Raw genomic sequence first — 18139 nt, 5'->3', positions numbered from 1 at the left:
TATGGTGGTGCGCAGTGGAGGGCCCGGTGCGCCAGCGCTGAGCGCTTCACGAGGCACGGGAGGTGGGGCCGATGTTCCTCGGCACCCATCAACCGCGTCTGGACGACAAGGGACGGCTGTTCCTGCCGGCTAAGTACCGTGAGGAGCTGGCGGAGGGTCTTGTGATCACCAAAGGCCAGGAGCGATGCCTCTACGTCTTTCCCGTGGAGGAGTTCCAGCGCATAACCGAGGCTCTCAGCACCGCCCCGGTCACCGCCAAGGCGGTGCGTGACTACAGCCGCGTCTTCTTCGCCAGCGCGTCCGACGAGAAACCAGACAAACAAGGGCGCATCACGATCCCGCAGAGCCTCCGCCAGTACGCGGGGCTGGAGCGTGACTGCGTTGTCATCGGGGCCAACACCCGGCTGGAGATCTGGGACGCGCAGGCCTGGGAAACCTATCTCAGCGCGCAGGAGCAGGCGTTCGCCGATCTGTCGGAGGAGGTGCTGCCAGGGATCTTGTAGTGACCACGGTCGATCCGTCGGTGATGTCGTTCGGCGAGGTCTCCACCCGCAACCACTGTCTGCCAGCTGATGCACCTTCCCCGGTGTCAGATGACAGGCGTCCACGAAGAGGGTGCGGATGGGGACCTGGCCGGGCGGCGCCGGGTGGGGACCCAGGAAGACCGGCGAGACGATCGATACGCGTCATCCGCGAGCAGGGCGCGAGAGGGGGGTTGGAGATGCAGAACGACGTCGGCACGGGCGGTCACGTTCCGGTGATGCTCGAGCGCGTTCTGGAACTGCTCGGTCCCGCGCTGTCCGGTCCCGCGCCGGCGGTCGTCGACGCCAACCTCGGCCTCGGTGGGCACTCGGAGGCCCTGCTCGCCCGCTTTCCCTCCCTCCATCTGATCGCGATCGACCGCGACCCTTTCGCGATCGAACACTCGACCCGCAGGCTGAGCCCTTACGCCGACAGGACGACCCTGGTCCATGCGTCCTCCGCCGACCTGGCCGAGGTGCTCGCCCGCGCCGGGCGCGCCACGGTCGACGGAGCGCTGTTCGACCTGGGGGTCTCCTCGCCGCAGCTCGACGAGGCCGAGCGCGGGTTCGCCTACGCCTACGACGCGCCGCTCGACATGCGGATGGACACCGAGCAGGAGCTGACGGCGGAGCAGGTGGTCAACACCTACGCCGCGGACGAGCTGATTCGCATCCTGCGTGACTACGGCGAAGAACGATTCGCCCCGCGTGTCGCGGGGCTGATCATCAGAGAACGGGCCAAAGAGGCAATAACCTCGACGAAGCGGCTGGCGGACATCGTCCGAGAGGCGATCCCCGCCGCGACCCGGCGTACCGGGGGAAACCCCGCCAAGAGGACTTTCCAAGCGCTGCGCATCGAGGTGAACGCGGAGCTGTCCGCCCTGGAGGCGGCGCTTCCCGCGGCCCTCGGCGCGCTGGCGCTCGGTGGGCGAGTCGTCGTGCTCTCCTACCACTCACTCGAGGACCGGCTCACCAAGCAGGCCCTCGCGGCGCGAACCAAGGACACCAGCCCACCAGGGCTGCCGGTCCCGCTGCCGGCGCACCAGCCGAGGTTCCGCCTGCTGACGAGGGGAGCAGAGCTCCCAAGCGAAGAAGAGCTCGCCCGCAACCCGCGGGCGGCCTCGGCCCGGCTACGGGCGGCAGAGAGGATCCGTGTTGACGACTGAGCAGGAGTTCGGCCGGGGTGCGCCCGTCCGCCGCGCCGTGCCCAAGACGGGCACGCGCCGGTCCGGAGCGCAGCACCAGTCCAAGCCGCGGCCCCGTCCTGACGCACGCCCCCACGCCGGAGGCGCGGGGGCGGTCACCGGCCGCGTGCGTCCCGAGGTCAAGCGGCTCGCCGACGGCTCCCGCGCGGAGACCGGCCCCGGCCGCCCCATACCGCGACGGCGGCCCGCGCGCCGGCAGCGCGCGCCGTTCGTGCTGCTCGTGGTCGGGCTGCTCTGCGGTGGCCTGGTGAGCCTGCTGCTGCTCAACACCATGCTGGCCAAGGACGCGATCACCGACGCCAATCTGCGCGAGGAGATCGCCGTGGCCCGCCAGGAGAACGAGAAGATCAACCAGGAATACCAGCGCAAGACGCAGCCCAACGTCATCGCCGAGATGGCCGAGAAGCAGGGCCACCAGGCCGACTGGGATGACGTCAACGCCTGGACCAGCGCAGGAGACCGGGCCAGCCGGGTGGACAGGGAACGGTGAGGGACTCCAGCGGCAGGGGGCAGGGACCCGGCCGCGGCGCTGGCGGCGCCGGCTCTCAGGGAGGGCCAGGCGCCGCTCGTCGTACGCCGGGAGGGCCGGGACGGGGAGGACGCCAAGGCGGCTCCGCCCGTTCCGAGGGCACGGGCCGCCCGGCCTCACCGGACGAGCCGCCCCGCCGGCCACGCAAGCCCGACCCGTTCGACCTGCCGTTCGGGCGCGACGACGCGAGCAGGGAGCGCCCGCCGCAGGAGCCAGGCTCCCCGCGCGGACGCCGCCCCGGTGACTCCGACCGTGACTCGGGCCGGGGCTCCGGTCGTGACTCGGGCCGGGGCAGCGCGGGCGATGCCGGCGCGCGCCGGCGGCCTCGGGACGAAAGCGACCCGCCGAGGAGCCGCGCGTCACGCGACGGCGACGGCCCGAGGGGCCGCCTTCCCCGCGGCCGCGGTGGTGACGTTCCGAGAGGGCGGGCGCCTCAGGGGCGTGAGGAGAACGATCGCCGCCGCGGCCAGGCCGCGCGGGGTCGTGATGAGGGGCCCAGAGGGCGTCCCACCCCAGGCCGGGACGAGGGGGAGCGTCCCCGCGGCCGGGCCGTGCCGGGCCGGGAGGAGGAGCGTCCCCGAGGGCGTTCCACGCCGGGGCGCGATGAGGGAGAGCGTCCCAGAGGGCGTCCCGCGCAGGGCCGCGATGCCGCCGACCGGCTCAGAGGGCGCGACGAGCGCTCGCGCGGCCGAGGCGACCGCCGGGAGGCGCCCGACGCGGCGCAGCGCCCGCCCCGCGCCGGGGCCCGGCCGGACGCCGGCGATCCCCGGCGCACCAGCCGGCAGGAGGACGGGCCGCCGCGCCGTACCCAGGCGGGGGGAGCCAGGCCGCGGGCCGGTGGCACCGCACCGGAGCAGGCGCGAGGCGGCCGCGAGCGGGTGGCCGCGCGCCGCGGCGGGGACGTGCCGCCACCCAGAGGGCCGCGCCGGCCCCCAACGCCGCCGCGTCCGCCCAGGCCGCCGCTGATGTTGCGGCTGGGCAGCCCGCGCAGGCGCATCAACATCGGCCTGATCGGCATGACGTTCGTGCTGTCGATCTTCGCCGGGCGGCTGATCCAGATGCAGGGGCTCGACACCAAGGTGTACGCCGCCGCGGCGGCCGACCAGCGCCAGCACACCGAGGACATCCCCGCCAAGCGGGGCTCGATCACCGACGTCAACGGCCACGAGCTGGCCGTGACCGTCGAGGCGCGCGACGTGTCGATCGACCCGACCAAGGTGCCGACCGCCGCGCGCGCCAACGTGGCCGCCGTCCTGGCCAAGCACCTGGGCAAGGACCAGCAGGACATCGCCGCCAAGCTGGCCAGGACGGACACCCGCTACCAGCTCCTGGCCAGGGGCGTCGATCCCGTCGTGGCCAGCCGCCTGCTGCAGGCCCGCGTGCCCGCGCTGTCGGCGAAGAACACCTATCGCCGGCTCTACCCGGCGGGTGACCTGGCGGGAAGCCTCATCGGGTTCGTGGGCGACGAGGGTGAGGGCCTGGGCGGCATGGAGCAGGCGAGAAACTCGCTGCTGGCCGGCCGCGACGGCGAGATGCGCGTCGAGACCGGCCGTGACGGCCTGCGTATCCCCATGACCAGCAGCCGGCGCACCGCCCCCGTGAACGGCCGTGACGTGCGGCTCACCATCGACCGCGACATCCAGTGGGCCGCCCAGAAGTCGATCGGCGAGCAGGTCCGCGAGTCGGGCGCCGAGAGCGGCACCGTGATCGTGATGGACGTGCGGACCGCCCAGATCATCGCCATGGCCAACGCTCCCGAGCTCGACCTGGACAACTGGCGCAAGGCCCCGGCGAGCAGCTACGTCAACAAGGCCGCCGCCGACGTCTTCGAACCGGGCAGCACCAACAAGGTGATCACCGCCGCCGCCGCGCTGGAGGCCGGGGTGGTGCGCTCCGACACGGTGTTCGAGGTGCCCGACCGGATCCGGTGCGCCGACCAAATCCTGCGCGACGCCCACGCGCACAAGACGGAGTCGATGACGTTCCGGCAGGCCATGGCGCAGTCCAGCAACGTGGCCACGATCATGGCCGCGCGAAAGGTCGGCAGCGAGGCCCTGCACGAGATGCTCAAGGCGTTCGGGTTCGGCACGCGGCCGGTTGGCGGCGTGCCCAGCGCCGAGGCCGGCCTGCTGCCCGACTACAAGAAGTGGTCCGGCAGCCAGAGTTGCACGGTCGCCTACGGGCAGGGCGTGTCGGTGACCGCGCTGCAGATGGCCAGCGTCTACCAGACCATCGCCAACGGCGGCGTCAAGATCGACCCGCAGATCGTCGCGGGCACGACCGACCCTTCGGGCAGGTTCGTCCCCGCCCCTGCTGGTAAGCAGACCAGGGTGGTGAGCCAGACGACGGCGAAGGAGATCACGGCCATGCTGGAGGGTGCGGTGGGCGAGGAGGGCACCGGGCAACTCGCGGCTATCCCCGGCTACCGGGTGGCGGGCAAGACGGGCACGGCGAACCGCTATGATGCCGAGCTCGGCCGTTATGACGGTTACACGGCCTCGTTCGTGGGGTTCAGCCCCGCGGACAACCCCCGGCTCGTGGTGCTTTCCGTCCTGCAGAACCCGAAGAACGGCCATTTCGGCGGGCAGTTGGCGGCCCCCGTGTTCAAGGATGTGATGACGTTCGCCATCAAGAGCAGGAAGATTCCTCCCACAGGCTCCGCCGCGCCGCCGGTGCGGACGCGCGCGGGACAGTGACCAGGGAAGGTACGCTCTCGCCGTGCGTCCCCCGTCGTCTATGCGTCCCACGACCAGCCCGCCCCGCCCGCTGACCGGGCTCGCGACCATGATCGATGCCGATTCCGGCACGTCACGGTCGCCCCATGCGGCCCTGACCGGCGTCACCATCGACTCCCGCGCCGTCCGGCGGGGAGATCTCTACGTCGCGCTGTCCGGCAGCCGGGTGCACGGCGCCGACTTCGCCGCCGAGGCGATGGCCCGCGGCGCCGTCGCGGTGCTCACCGACCGGGCTGGCCGCGACGCGGCCGTCGCGACGGGGCTGCCCGTGCTGATCGTGCCCGACCCGCGCGCCCTGCTGGGGCAGATCTCCTCCTGGGTGTACGGCCAGCCGGCCCACGACGTCCAGATCCTCGGCGTCACCGGCACCAGCGGCAAGTCCACCACCACGTTCATGCTGGAGGCCGGCCTGCGGGCGGCCGGGCACACGGCCGGCCTGGTGGGCGGCGTCGAGATCCACGTGGGCGAGGAGCACTTCGAGCCCACGCTCACCACGCCGGAGGCCTGCGATCTGCACGGCCTGTTCGCCTTGATGCGCGAGGAGGGTGTCGGCGCGGCCGTGATGGAGGTCTCCAGCCACGCGCTCGCGCTCGGCCGGGTCGACGGCATCTTCTACGACGTGGCCCTGTTCACCAACCTCTCGCAGGACCACCTCGACTTCCACAAGGACTTCGACGACTACTTCGCGACCAAGGCGCGGTTGTTCCAGCCCGAGCTCAGCCGTGCCGGGGTGACCAACATCGACGACCGCTACGGGCGTGAGCTGCTCGGCCTGGCGAAGGTGCCGATGACCACGTTCTCCGCGGAGGGCGATCAGGAGGCCGAGTGGCGGGTGATGGACGCCAGGCTCGGCGCCGACGGCAGCGCGTTCCGGGTGGTGGGCCCCGGCGGGGTCGAGGCCGACGCGCAGATCGCGCTCCCGGGCCCGTTCAACGTGGCCAACGCGCTCGGTGCCATCGTGACCCTGGTCGAGGCCGGGGTGCCGCTGCAGACGGCCGTGCACGGCGTCGGATCCCTCACCGAAGTTCCCGGGCGCATGCAGCGCATCACGGGCGCTGACGACGCTTTCCAGGCGCTCGTGGACTACTCCCACAAGCCGGGCGCCGTGGAATCGGTGCTGCGCTCGCTGCGGTCGGTCACGGCGGGCGCCCTGACGATCGTGCTCGGTTGCGGCGGCGACCGCGACAAGGGCAAACGAGCCATCATGGGGGAAATCGCCGCGCAGCTGGCAGATATGGCTATTTTCACGAACGACAATCCTCGCTCGGAGGATCCGCTCGCCATCCTCGCGACGATGATGGAGGGAGCGCTCCGCGTTCCGCAGCACGACCGCGCTCATGTGATCATTGAGCCCGACCGCGCGGCCGCCATCGGCCTGGCGATCGCCCGGGCCGGGCGCGGCGACGTGATCGTCGTGGCCGGCAAGGGCCACGAGCAGGGCCAGTACGTTTCAGGCGAGGTGATCCCCTTCGACGACCGCGAAGTGGTCGCCGGAGCGATCGACGCACGCAAGGAAAGCAGGAAGCACTAATGATCCCGTTGCCTCTGGCCAGGATCGCCGAGATAACCTCGGGCGCCCTGTCGGGCATGGCCGATCCCCGCTCCGTGGTGCGCGGGCCCGTCGTGATCGACTCACGGGCCGTAGAACCGGGATCCCTGTTCGTCGCCTTCAAGGGCGCGCGGGTCGACGGTCACGACTACGCCGAGCAGGCGATCAGGGCAGGAGCGGTCGCCGTCCTGGCCACCAGGCCCGTCGAGGCGCCCGCGGTGATCGTCCCGGACGCCGCCGCCGCGCTGGCCGCGCTGGCCGCCGCCCAGGTCCGCGCGCTGCCCAAGGTCACCGTCATCGGCGTGACCGGCTCGGCGGGCAAGACCGGCACCAAAGACCTGCTGGCCAGGCTCACCGGCCGCATCGGGCCCGCCATCGCCCCCGTCGGCAGCTTCAACAACGAGCTCGGCCACCCGCTCACCGTGCTTCGGGCCGACGCCGACACGCGGTTCATGGTCCTCGAACTGGCCGCCAGAAACATCGGCCACATCAAAGACCTGACCCGCATCGCGCCGCCGCAGATCGGCGTGGTGCTCAACGTCGGCACAGCGCACCTGGGCGTGTTCGGCGGCAAGGAGGCCATCGCCAAGGCCAAGGGCGAACTCGTCGAGGCGCTTCCGCGCACCGGAGTGGCCGTGCTCAACGCCGACGACCCGCTGGTCCGCTCGATGGCCACGCGCACCGACGCCCGGGTCACCTACTTCGGGCGGGGCGAGTCCGCGGCCATCAGGGCGGAGGGCGTCGTGCTCGACGCCCGCGGGCGCGCATCCTTCACGCTGCGCACTCCGTCAGGAAGCGCGCACGTGTCGCTCCAGCTGTTCGGCGAGCACGCGGTCGAGAACGCCCTCGCCGCCGCCGCGGCCGGATACGAGCTCGGGCTGCCCGTCGCCACCATCGCCGCCGAGCTGTCCGAGGCGACGCCGCGCAGCCGGTGGCGGATGGAGGTCACCGACCGGGCCGACGGGGTGACGGTCGTCAACGACGCGTACAACGCCAACCCCGATTCGATGCGGGCGGCGTTCGAGGCGTTCGAGGTGCTGGGGCGCGGGCGGCGGCGGTTCGCCGTCATCGCGGCGCTGCGGGAGCTCGGCGACGACGGGCCGGCGCTCAACGCCGAACTCGGCCGGCTGGCCGGCGGCGCGGGGCTGGCCGGGCTGATCGTGGCGGGCCCTGACGCGGAGCCGGTGCTCCAGGGCGCGCACGCGGCCGCCCAAGCCGCCACGACGGCCCGCGCCCTGCCCCCGCACCCCGGCCCGCAGGCTGCGGGCCCGCAGACTCCTGGCCCGCAGGGCGCGGGAGGTCCGCTTCCAGGTCCGCAGGTCATGGCCCCCCAGGCCGCTGGTCCCCAGGGTGCCGGTGGGCCGGTCACCGGCCCGCGGACCCTGAGCTCTCAGAGCGCCGGTCCGATCACTTTTCCGCAGATCGCCGCGGGCCCGGTCATCGGTCCTCAGAGCCGGCAGGCTCCCGCGCAGGGTGAGGCTGCGCAGGAGTGGCGCGGCGGGGGCGCAGCGCAGCCCGCAGGGCAGGGGCCCGCCCCCGCGCAGGGTGTCCCGGCACACGGATGGCATGGGCCTGACGGGGCCGGAGCGCACGAAGGGTGGCAGGCGTCTGCCCCGCCATCGGGCGGGCACTCCGCCGAGGGTGTCCAGGCGGCCGGTCCCCCCTCAGGCGGTCCACCGGTGGCTCCCGCGGCCGGTGCCCCCGCCGGCGCTGCTCCGGCCGGAGTCCCGGGCGGGTCGGCCGTGGGCCCGGGCGGTGACGCGGCATGCCCGCAGCACGTGACGCGGATCGTGCACGTGCCCGACGCCGAGGCGGCGGCCGCCGAGCTGGCGGGGTGGCTGCGGCCGGGTGACGCGGTGCTGATCAAAGGGCCCAGGGCGATGGGTCTGGAGCGGACGGCCGAGCTCGTGCTCGGAGGTGCCCCCCAGTGACCAACATCATCGTCGCCGGTGCGGTGGGCCTGATCCTCTCGATGCTGGGCACCCCGCTGGCGATCCGGCTGTTCTCGCGGCGCGGTTACGGCCAGGAGGTCCGCGAGGAGCTGCAGCAGGGCGGACACCACAGCAAGCGAGGCACCCCCACCATGGGCGGCACCGTGATCGTCCTGGCCGCCCTGCTCGCGTACGGCGCGTCGCACCTGGCCATGCTCTCGACGCCGACCGTGTCGGGCATGCTGGTGCTGTTCCTGATGACGGGGCTCGGCGCGGTCGGGTTCCTCGACGACTTCATCAAGATCTACAAGCAGCGCAGCCTGGGCCTGCGCAGCGGCGCGAAGGCCCTCGGCCAGCTCGTCGTCGGCGCCGTCTTCGCGTTCCTGGTGGTACGCCACCCGAACGTCTACGGCATCACCCCCGCCGAGACCAGGGTGTCGTTCCTGCGGGACATCGGCCCGTCGATCGGCATCGTCGGCTTCACCATATGGGTGCTCATCATGATCGTCGGATTCTCCAACGCGGTGAACCTCACCGACGGTCTCGACGGCCTGGCCAGCGGCGCGACCGGGGTGGTCCTCGGCGCGTACGTGCTGATCGGCAACTGGCAGCTGCGCAACAACTGCATCGACCAGCTCGGCCCCAACTGCTACTGGGTACGAGATCCGCTCGACCTGGCCGTGGTGGCCGCCGCCGTGCTCGGGGCGCTCATCGGCTTCCTGTGGTGGAACGCCCCGCCCGCCCGGATCTTCATGGGCGACACCGGCTCCCTGGCCCTGGGCGGCGTGCTGGCCGGGCTGGCCATCGCCACCCGTACCCAGCTGCTGCTGATCATTCTCGCCGGCCTGTGCGTGATCATCACGCTGTCGGTGATCATTCAGGTCGGTTCCTTCAAGATGACCGGCAAACGGGTGTTCAGGATGGCGCCGCTGCAGCACCACTTCGAGCTGAAAGGCTGGGCGGAGACCACGATCGTGGTCCGGTTCTGGCTGATCGCGATGCTCTGCGCGGCGCTCGGTCTCGGGCTCTTCTACGTCGAATGGATGCCCAGGTGATGAGTCTCACCTGTGTCGCCGGGCTGGGCGTCTCCGGCACGGCCGTCGCCAGGGTGCTGGCCGGTCGCGGCGAGCGGGTCGTGGTCGTGGAGGCGGCTGAGGGGGAGCGGCAGCTCGCCGCGGCGGCCGAGCTGGCCAGGCTCGGCGTCGAGACCCGGTTCGGGGAGATGGTGCTGCCCGAGGGGGTCACCCGGCTCGTCACCACGGGCTGGGCGCCGCACCACCCGCTGATCGCCGCCGCGCTCGCGGCCGGGGTCGAGGTCGTGGGAGAGGTGGAGCTGGCCTGGCGGCTGCGCCCGGCGCAGGCGGCCCCGTGGCTGGCGCTGACCGGCACCAACGGCAAGACCACGGCGGTGCGCATGCTCACCTCGATCCTGCTCGCGGCCGGGCAGAAGGCCGTGGCGGTCGGGAACGTGGGCGTCCCCGTCGTGCGAGCGGTCGCCGAGCCGTACGACGTGCTGGCCGTCGAGCTGTCCAGCTTCCAGCTCCACTGGTCGGGTACGCTGGCCCCGCACGCGGCCGCCGTGCTCAACGTGGCCCCCGACCACATCGACTGGCACGGCTCCATGGAGGAGTACACCGCCGCCAAGGGCCGCGTCTACGAACGCGCCGGCACCGTGATCTTCAACGCCGACGATCCCGAGGCGACCAGGCTGGCCGCGCCCTATCCCGGCGCGGTCGGGTTCACCCTGCGCGTGCCCGAGCGGGGCGAGATCGGCGTGGTCGAGGATCTGCTGGTGGACCGGGCGTTCGTCACCGACCCGGTGGAGGGCGCGGAAGAGCTGGCCACGCTGGACGACGTACGGCCCTTCGCGCCGCACAACGTCGCCAACGCGCTGGCCGCCGCCGCCCTGGCGCGTTCGCTCGGCGTGCCGTCCGAGGCCGTGGCCAGGGGCCTGCGCGACTTCGTGCCCGATCCGCACCGGCTGTCACACGTGGACAGGGTCGGCGAGGTCGACTACATCGACGACTCCAAGGCGACCAACCCGCACGCGGCCGCGGCGGCGCTGGCGTCGTACTCGTCGATCGTGTGGGTGGCCGGCGGGCAGCTCAAGGGCGCCGACGTCGACGACCTGGTGCGTCAGGCGGCCCCACGGCTGCGCGGCGCGGTGCTGCTGGGCGCCGATCGGGTCACGATCGCCGAAGCCATCGCGCGACACGCCCCGGATGTCCCCGTAGTGGACATCGCCGATCGCGACACTGGGGTGATGGAAAGAGTCGTCACCGAAGCCGCGCGGCTGGCCTCGCCAGGGGACACCGTGCTGCTCTCCCCGGCGGGGGCCTCCCTTGACATGTTCGCCGGTTATCCAGCGAGGGGGGAGGCCTTCGCGCGTGCCGTACGCGAGCTGAGGCTGCGACGTGAGCGCGACCGCTGAGGAGGGGCCGGGCAACTGGGCCCGTGAGCAGCTCGGCTCGCTGAAGGAGCTGCTCGACAAGCCACTCACCACCTACTACCTGATCATCATGTGCAGTGCCCTGCTGCTGGCGCTCGGGTTGATGATGGTGTTGTCGGCCTCCAGCATCGAGGCGTTGCAGAAGACCGGCAGCCCGTTCTCGTGGTTTATCAAGCAGTCGTTGTCGGCCGCGGTGGGCGTGCCGGTGATGTGGGCCTGCTCGCGGCTGCCGACGAAGTTCTTCCGCTGGGCGGGCTATCCCCTGATGGCGCTGTCCATCCTGGCGCTGGTCATGGTGCTGTTCATCGGCTCGTCGGAGCTGGGCGCGCAGCGGTGGATCTACATCGGTCCGTTCACCCTCCAGCCGTCCGAGCCCGCCAAGCTCGGGCTCGCGTTGTGGGGGGCCGACCTGCTGGCCCGGCGGGCGCGGCAGGGCAAGATCGAGTGGCGGCAGATGCTGATCCCGCTCATGCCCGGCACGGCGATCCTGGCCGTCATGGTCATGCTGGGCAGCGACCTGGGCACCACGCTCGTGCTCTTCATGATCTTCCTGGCGCTGCTGTGGGTGGTGGGGGCGCCGGTCAAGCTGTTCGGGGGCATCCTGTCGCTGGCGGTCCTGGCAGCCCTCATCATGATCAAGGTGGAGCCCTACCGGATGGCGCGCATCAGCTCCTTCCTCGACCCGTGGGCCGACGCGCAGGGCGCCGGATACCAGGCCGTCCAGGGGCAGATCGCGATGGGCTCCGGCGGCTGGTTCGGGCTCGGCCTGGGCAGCAGCCGGCAGAAGTGGAGCTGGCTGCCGCACGGCGAGAGCGACTTCATCTTCGCCATCCTGGGCGAGGAGCTGGGGCTGATGGGCACGCTCGTGGTGGTGGCGCTGTTCGGGCTGCTCGGCTACGCCGGGCTGCGGGTGGCCGTGCGGGTCCACGACTCCTTCATCAGGCTGGCCGCCGCCGCCATGGTGGCCTGGATCGTCGGCCAGGCCACCGTCAACATGGGTGCCGTGCTCGGCGTGCTGCCGATCACGGGCATCCCCCTGCCCCTGGTCTCGTACGGCGGATCGTCGCTGCTGCCCACGCTCGCCGCGCTCGGCATGCTGCTGTCGTTCGCCAAACGCGAGCCCGGCGCGCGTGAAGCCCTGGCGGCTCGTGGCCCCGGGCCCGCCGCCCGGGCCCTAAGCTGGCTGGGCCTGGGGGCTATGACCAAAGGCCGAGTGACACGTTAGGGAGTGACCGAGATGAGGGTGGTCCTCGCCGGAGGGGGGACAGCCGGGCACATCGAGCCCGCGCTTGCCCTTGCGGACGCGCTGCGCCATCTTGACCGCAGCGTCGGCATCACCTGCGTGGGCACGGAACGCGGCTTGGAGACGCGGCTCGTGCCCGCCAGGGGCTACGAGCTTGAGCTGGTGCCGGCCGTGCCCCTGCCCAGGTCGATCACTCCGAGCCTGCTGACGGTTCCGGGCAGGCTGGCCGGCGCCATCAACGCCACGGCCGCCATACTCGACCGGGTCAAGGCCGACATCCTCGTCGGCTTCGGCGGCTATGTGGCGACCCCCGCCTATCTGGCGGCCAAGCGGCGCGGCCTGCCGATCGTCGTGCACGAGGCCAATCCACGCCCCGGCCTGGCCAACCGGCTGGGCGCCAGGCTGACCGACCACGTGTTCACCGGCTTTCCCGACGCGCAGCTGCTGCCCAGGGCCGAATACCTCGGCACGCCGCTGCGGCGCGACATCGTCAACCTCGACCGGCTGTCCATGGGCGACAAGGCGCGCTCCTGGTTCGGGCTGGAGAACGACCGGCCGACGTTGCTGGTGTTCGGCGGATCGCAGGGGGCCAGGTCGGTCAACGACGCGGCGCTCGCCGCGGCGCCCGTCCTGCGCCGGGCCGGCGTGCAGGTGCTCCACGTGCTCGGCCCGAAGAACACCGTCGAGCACGAGCCGCCGCCCGGCGATCCGCAATACGTGCTGCTGCCCTACCTCGACCGCATGGACCTGGCCTACGCCGCCGCCGACGTGGCGCTGTGCCGCAGTGGCGCGCTGACGTGCGCGGAGCTGACCGCGGTCGGGCTGCCCGCCGCCTACGTGCCGCTGCCGCACGGCAACGGCGAGCAGCGCATGAACGCCGAGCGCATCGCCCAGGGCGGCGGCGGCATCCTGGTCGACGACGCGGGCCTGACCCCTGATTGGATCATCCAGAACGTGCTGCCGATGCTCCACGACCCCGAGCGGGTCGCCGTCATGTCGGAGGCCGCCGCCCGGCTGGGGCGCAAGGACGCCGATCTCATGCTTGCCAGGAAAGTGTTGGAGATAGCCCGATGAGTCTCGTGAAGCTGGTCGATCCCGTCGCCGTCGACGATCTGGGGCGGGTGCACTTCATCGGCATCGGCGGCGCGGGCATGTCGGGCATCGCCCGCATCCTGCTCAAGCGGGGCGTCCCTGTGTCGGGCAGCGACGCGCGCAGCTCCGAGCTGATCACCGAGCTACGCGAGCTGGGCGCGACGGTGCACATCGGGCACGCCGCCTCCCACATCAGAGACGTCGACACCGTGGTCGTCTCGACCGCCATCCGCGACTCCAACCCCGAGCTCGGTGAGGCGCTCAAGCAGGGCCTGCGGATCATCCCGCGGGCCGCGGCGCTGGCCAGCGTCATGGCAGGGCGCACCGCCGTGGCCATCGCGGGCACCCACGGCAAGACCACCACCACCTCGATGCTGACCGTGGCGCTGCAGAAGTGCGGGGCCGACCCGTCCTACTGCGTGGGCGGCCAGCTCGTCACCACCGGGCTCGGCGCCGACGACGGCCAGGGCACGGTGTTCGTGGCGGAGGCCGACGAGAGCGACGGCTCGTTCCTCATGCTCGCGCCCGACATCGCGGTGGTCACCAATGTCGAGGCCGATCACCTCGACAACTACGGCGACCCACGGGCGGTGCACGACGGCTTCGCCAGGTTCGCCGACCGGGTCGGCTCGCTGCTCATCGTGTGCGCGGACGACCCGGGGGCGGCCGAGCTGGCCGGCCGGGCGCGCGAGCGGGGGTTGCGGGTCAAGACGTACGGCCTGCGGGGTGACGACTACCGCGTCACCGGGGTCGCGCCCGACGGGTTCGGCACCGTGTTCGCCATCGAGGGCAAAGGCGACGTGCGACTGGCCGTCCCCGGGGCGCACAACGCGCTCAACGCGGCCGCGGCGATCGCCGTGGCCGACGAGCTGGGGCTGCCGTTCGAGGAGATCAGGCAGGGCCTGGGGGCCTTCACCGGGGCCAAGCGGCGTTTCGAGGCCAAGGGCGAGGCCGGCGGCATCGCCGTGTTCGACAGTTACGCCCACCATCCGACCGAGCTGACCGCCGACCTGCGCGCCGCACGCGACGTGGTCGCCTCCTACTCCGGCACCGGCCGGGTCATCGCGGTCTTCCAGCCACACCTCTACTCGCGCACCCGCTTCTTCGCCGACGAGTTCGGCGCGGCGCTCGGGCTGGCCGACGAGGCCATCGTGCTCGACGTCTACGGCGCCCGCGAGGATCCCGAGCCCGGCGTGTCCGGCGCGATGGTGGCGGGGCGGGTGCCGCTGCCGGCCGAGCGGGTGGCGTACGCGCCCGACCGGGCGGCGGTGCCCGGGATGATCGCCGAGCGAGCCAGGCCGGGTGACATCGTGCTCACCATGGGCGCGGGCGACATCACCGAGCTCGGCCCGCAGATCGTCGCCCGCCTGTCTTGAGCCGCCGCCGTTGGGCGTGGCGTGCGGTGTTCACCCACCCGGCGGCGTAGGTTGTCCCGACATGCAGGGGAGGGCGATGAAGGCGCGGACGGCGTTCCTGGTGCTGCTGACGGCGGGAGTGGTGGGCACGGCGGCGTGGCTGGTGTTCTTCTCTCCCGTGCTGGGCGTGCGGTCGATCGAGATCGTGGGAAATGTCACAGTGCCCGGCGAGGAGATCAAGCAGCGCGCCGGGGTGGCCGACCTCCACCCTCTCGCCACCGTCGACCTGGCGGGCGTCGAGACCCGCGTCAGGGGCATCAGGCGGCTCGCCGGGGCGAAGGCCGAACGCGTCTGGCCGGGCACGCTCAAGATCGAGGTCGTCGAGCGCAGGCCCGTGGCGGCCGTCCCCGTGGGTGACCAGGTGGCCGTCGTCGACAAACAGGGCGTGGTGATCGAGGTCAAGACGACGGTGCCGCCCCTGCTCCCACAGATCAAGGTGGACCGCCCCGCCGAGGGCGATCCGGCGCTGATGGCGGCGCTCGAGGTCATCCAGGTGGTGCCGGGGTCGGTGGCGGTCAGGGTCAAGGAGGTGCGCGCGGGCACGGCCGAGGGAGTCACCCTCGTGCTGTCCGACGGGCGTACCGTCATCTGGGGTGGCGCCGACCGGCCCAAGGAGAAGGGGCGCATCCTCACCTCGCTGCTCCGGCGCGAGCGCGATGCCACCCGCTACGACGTGAGCTCCCCGGACGTGGTGACGCTGAAGTGACGGTGATCGTCAGGGTCTGGCAACCGCCCGGCAAGAGCATCGCCGAGCCTGTGCGGGGTGGGGGGCGCGACGTGAGAGCCTGTAGACCGGACGTTCGGCAGAGGAGGGCCCCGACCAGGCGTGACTTCGGAGCGAAACGGACAGCCCGCGACACGCCGGACGTGCTTGCGGCGCGGTTAGTTGACCCGCCTGGAGCGTAACTCCTACTGTCCGTATCAATCCTCAGGTTGACATAAATCTAAATCTCAACCTGAGGTTGAGAGTTACCCGAACTGACAAAAAGCGGAGACGATCCGCACCGAAATGGCAAGTCAACGAGCGGAAAGGCCCCTCGTCGTGGCAGCACCGCAGAACTACCTCGCGGTCATCAAGGTCGTCGGCATCGGCGGCGGCGGAGTGAACGCCGTCAACCGGATGATCGAAGAGGGACTCAAGGGCGTCGAGTTCATCGCGATAAACACCGACGCCCAGGCGCTGCTGATGAGTGACGCCGATGTGAAACTCGACGTGGGCCGCGAGCTCACGCGCGGACTGGGCGCGGGCGCCAACCCCGATGTGGGGCGCAAGGCGGCCGAAGACCACCGTGAGGAGATCGAGGAGGTCCTCAAGGGGGCCGACATGGTCTTCGTCACGGCGGGCGAGGGCGGTGGCACGGGCACCGGCGGCGCGCCCGTCGTGGCCAACATCGCCAGGTCGCTCGGCGCGCTGACGATCGGCGTCGTGACCAGGCCGTTCAGCTTCGAGGGACGGCGCAGGGCCTCGCAGGCCGAGGCCGGCATCGAGACGCTGCGCGACGAGGTCGACACCCTCATCGTGATCCCCAACGACCGGCTGCTGTCCATCTCGGACCGCCAGGTGAGCGTGCTCGACGCGTTCAAGGCGGCCGACCAGGTGCTGCTCTCCGGTGTGCAGGGCATCACCGACCTGATCACCACCCCTGGTCTGATCAACCTCGACTTCGCCGACGTCAAGTCGGTCATGTCGGGTGCCGGTTCGGCGCTCATGGGCATCGGCCACGCCCGCGGCGACGACCGCTCGGTGGCGGCGGCCGAGATGGCGGTCTCCAGCCCGCTGCTGGAGGCCAGCATCGACGGCGCCCACGGCGTGCTGCTGTCCATCGCGGGCGGCTCCGACCTGGGCCTGTTCGAGATCAACGAGGCCGCCCAGCTCGTGTCCATGGCGGCCGCGCCCGACGCCAACATCATCTTCGGCACGGTCATCGACGACGCCCTCGGCGACGAGGTGCGCGTGACGGTGATCGCGGCGGGTTTCGACGACGTGCCGACCGCGGCCGACAAGCCGGCGGCCCGTCCGGCGGGGCGTCCCGCCGCGCCGCCGGTGTCGTCTCCCACCCGGCCGAGCGTCTCGGCGCCCAGCGTGAAGTCCGAGTCGCCTCCGGCGCGCCCTGAGCCGCGTGCTGAGCAGCGTTCGGAGCAGCGCGGGGACTTCAGGGCCGAGCCGCGCGCCGATGTCCGTCCTGAGGCCCGTCCAGAGCCGCGTGCCGACTTCCGCCCTGAGCCGCGGCAGGAGCCGCGCGCGGAGTTCAGGCCCGAGCCGCGCGCCGAGTTCAGGCCGGAGCCGCGTTCCGACTTCAGGGCCGAGCCGGCCCCGGAGCCGCGCCCCGAGCCCCGTCCGGAGCCGGTGCGCCCTGTGGAGCCCGCGCAGGCCTCCGCGCCGACCTCCGGGCAGGACGCCGGGGAGGCCATCGCCGACGAACCGTCCGGCCCTGTCTCCATCCCCCGGCCGACGCCGGAGCCCGCCAACCCGCCCACGCCCATCACCTCCCGCATGTCGGAGCCCGCCAAACGTCCGCGGGTGGTCTTCGAGGAGCAGGAGGAGGAGCTCGACGTCCCCGACTTCCTCAAATAGCCGGTCGCCTGACGCCGCTCCCCGAAGGGAAACGGGAGCGGCGCCGTCGTGTTCACGGCGGACGTGCCACAGGATCGGGAACGAGAGGAAGAGGCAGTGAGAAGGGACGAGATCGCGGCCGGGCTCGCCGAGGTCGAGGCGCGCATCGGGGCGGCCTGCCGGGCCGTCGGGCGCGATCGCGGCGAGGTCACGCTGATCGCCGTCACCAAGACCAGACCCGCCGACGACGTCCGCATCCTGTGCGAGCTGGGCGTACGCGACGTCGGGGAGAACCGCGACCAGGAGGCCGCCCCCAAGGCGCGTGAGCTCGCCGATCTGCCGCTGACGTGGCACTTCGTGGGCCAGCTCCAGACCAACAAGGTCCGCTCTGTCGTCGGGTACGCCGACGTGATCCACTCCGTCGACCGTCTCAGGCTGGTGGAGGCGATCAGCAAGGAGGCGGTGCGCCAGGGCCGCACCATCGGCTGCCTGCTCCAGGTCGCGCTCGACGACGACCCGGCCAGGGGCGGCGCACGCCCGGGCGACGTGCTCGCGCTCGCCGACGAGGTGGCGCTCGCCGACGGCGTGTGGCTGGGCGGCGTCATGGCGGTGGCTCCGCTGGGGGAGGAGCCGGCCAAGGCGTTCGCCGGGTTGCGGGAGGTGGCGACCCGCCTACAGGAGCAGCATCCACGGGCGACGATGGTTTCGGCCGGTATGAGCGAAGACCTCACCGAGGCCGTCGCCTACGGCGCGACACACGTGCGGATCGGTACGGCGTTGCTCGGTCGTCGCAAGCCCTTCGTCAGGTAATGTCCCCTCAAGTGGGTCTTCAGGACCATGACCGAGTAGAGGTCGATCAGCGGTGAGCTCCAGGGGGGTACGCCTACCGCCTCGGCACCCGGAAACGGGCCCGAGC

Annotated in this window: 13 protein-coding genes and 1 pseudogene; all 14 read left to right on the top strand. The window is 72.0% G+C overall.

Annotated features, from left to right (window positions below; translation table 11 throughout):
* Positions 1 to 71 precede the first annotated feature (71 nt).
* The 14 genes and pseudogenes from mraZ to E1294_RS24130 all read left to right on the top strand — a co-directional run bounded on the left by mraZ (position 72) and on the right by E1294_RS24130 (position 18033).
* Positions 72 to 503, top strand: coding sequence for a division/cell wall cluster transcriptional repressor MraZ (gene mraZ, locus E1294_RS24200; protein WP_132511788.1), 432 nt, complete (start codon positions 72 to 74; stop codon positions 501 to 503).
* Positions 504 to 721: 218 nt separating this feature from the next.
* Positions 722 to 1687: a 16S rRNA (cytosine(1402)-N(4))-methyltransferase RsmH gene (gene rsmH / locus E1294_RS24195; protein WP_132511786.1), complete on the top strand. Its 966-nt coding sequence runs from the start codon at positions 722 to 724 to the stop codon at positions 1685 to 1687.
* On the top strand, positions 1677 to 2216 hold the full coding sequence (locus E1294_RS24190) for a hypothetical protein (protein WP_132511784.1): 540 nt from the start codon (positions 1677 to 1679) through the stop codon (positions 2214 to 2216). The genes rsmH and E1294_RS24190 overlap by 11 nt, the downstream gene beginning before the upstream one ends.
* Positions 2217 to 3220: 1004 nt before the next feature.
* Entirely contained in the window at positions 3221 to 4951 is a 1731-nt protein-coding gene (locus tag E1294_RS24185) for a peptidoglycan D,D-transpeptidase FtsI family protein (RefSeq protein ID WP_132511812.1), read from the top strand.
* Positions 4952 to 4991: 40 nt separating this feature from the next.
* Positions 4992 to 6521, top strand: coding sequence for a UDP-N-acetylmuramoyl-L-alanyl-D-glutamate--2,6-diaminopimelate ligase (locus E1294_RS24180; RefSeq protein WP_132511782.1), 1530 nt, complete (start codon positions 4992 to 4994; stop codon positions 6519 to 6521).
* Positions 6521 to 7748, top strand: a pseudogene (locus E1294_RS24175) (UDP-N-acetylmuramoyl-tripeptide--D-alanyl-D-alanine ligase); the annotation flags it as partial. The gene E1294_RS24180 and the pseudogene E1294_RS24175, both read left to right, overlap by 1 nt.
* Positions 7749 to 8466: 718 nt before the next feature.
* The gene (gene mraY / locus E1294_RS24165; RefSeq protein WP_132511780.1) at positions 8467 to 9525 is read left to right on the top strand and encodes a phospho-N-acetylmuramoyl-pentapeptide-transferase; all 1059 of its coding nucleotides are present in this window, start codon (positions 8467 to 8469) and stop codon (positions 9523 to 9525) included.
* Positions 9525 to 10901: a UDP-N-acetylmuramoyl-L-alanine--D-glutamate ligase gene (gene murD, locus E1294_RS24160; RefSeq protein ID WP_132511778.1), complete on the top strand. Its 1377-nt coding sequence runs from the start codon at positions 9525 to 9527 to the stop codon at positions 10899 to 10901. The genes mraY and murD overlap by 1 nt, the downstream gene beginning before the upstream one ends.
* Entirely contained in the window at positions 10885 to 12144 is a 1260-nt protein-coding gene (ftsW, locus tag E1294_RS24155) for a putative lipid II flippase FtsW (RefSeq protein ID WP_181958547.1), read from the top strand. Before murD ends, ftsW begins: the two co-directional genes overlap by 17 nt.
* 12 nt (positions 12145 to 12156) lie before the next feature.
* A complete protein-coding gene (murG, locus tag E1294_RS24150) occupies positions 12157 to 13236 on the top strand; it encodes an undecaprenyldiphospho-muramoylpentapeptide beta-N-acetylglucosaminyltransferase (RefSeq protein WP_132511776.1) in 1080 nt (359 codons plus the stop codon).
* Positions 13233 to 14630 (top strand): UDP-N-acetylmuramate--L-alanine ligase, encoded by a 1398-nt coding sequence (gene murC / locus E1294_RS24145; protein WP_132511774.1) that lies wholly within the window; start codon positions 13233 to 13235, stop codon positions 14628 to 14630. Before murG ends, murC begins: the two co-directional genes overlap by 4 nt.
* 76 nt (positions 14631 to 14706) lie before the next feature.
* Complete coding sequence (locus E1294_RS24140; RefSeq protein WP_132511772.1) at positions 14707 to 15375, top strand: cell division protein FtsQ/DivIB; 669 nt, start codon at positions 14707 to 14709, stop codon at positions 15373 to 15375.
* A gap of 336 nt (positions 15376 to 15711) precedes the next feature.
* The gene (ftsZ, locus tag E1294_RS24135) at positions 15712 to 17244 is read left to right on the top strand and encodes a cell division protein FtsZ (protein WP_132511770.1); all 1533 of its coding nucleotides are present in this window, start codon (positions 15712 to 15714) and stop codon (positions 17242 to 17244) included.
* A gap of 96 nt (positions 17245 to 17340) precedes the next feature.
* Positions 17341 to 18033 (top strand): YggS family pyridoxal phosphate-dependent enzyme, encoded by a 693-nt coding sequence (locus E1294_RS24130; RefSeq protein WP_132511768.1) that lies wholly within the window; start codon positions 17341 to 17343, stop codon positions 18031 to 18033.
* Positions 18034 to 18139 lie beyond the last annotated feature (106 nt).

This window comes from Nonomuraea diastatica (genome assembly GCF_004349015.1).
In the GTDB taxonomy this organism is placed as follows: Bacteria; Actinomycetota; Actinomycetes; order Streptosporangiales; family Streptosporangiaceae; genus Nonomuraea; species Nonomuraea diastatica.
The sequence above is the reverse complement of the archived record's forward strand: the minus strand, read 5'-3'. Positions and strand labels throughout refer to the sequence as shown.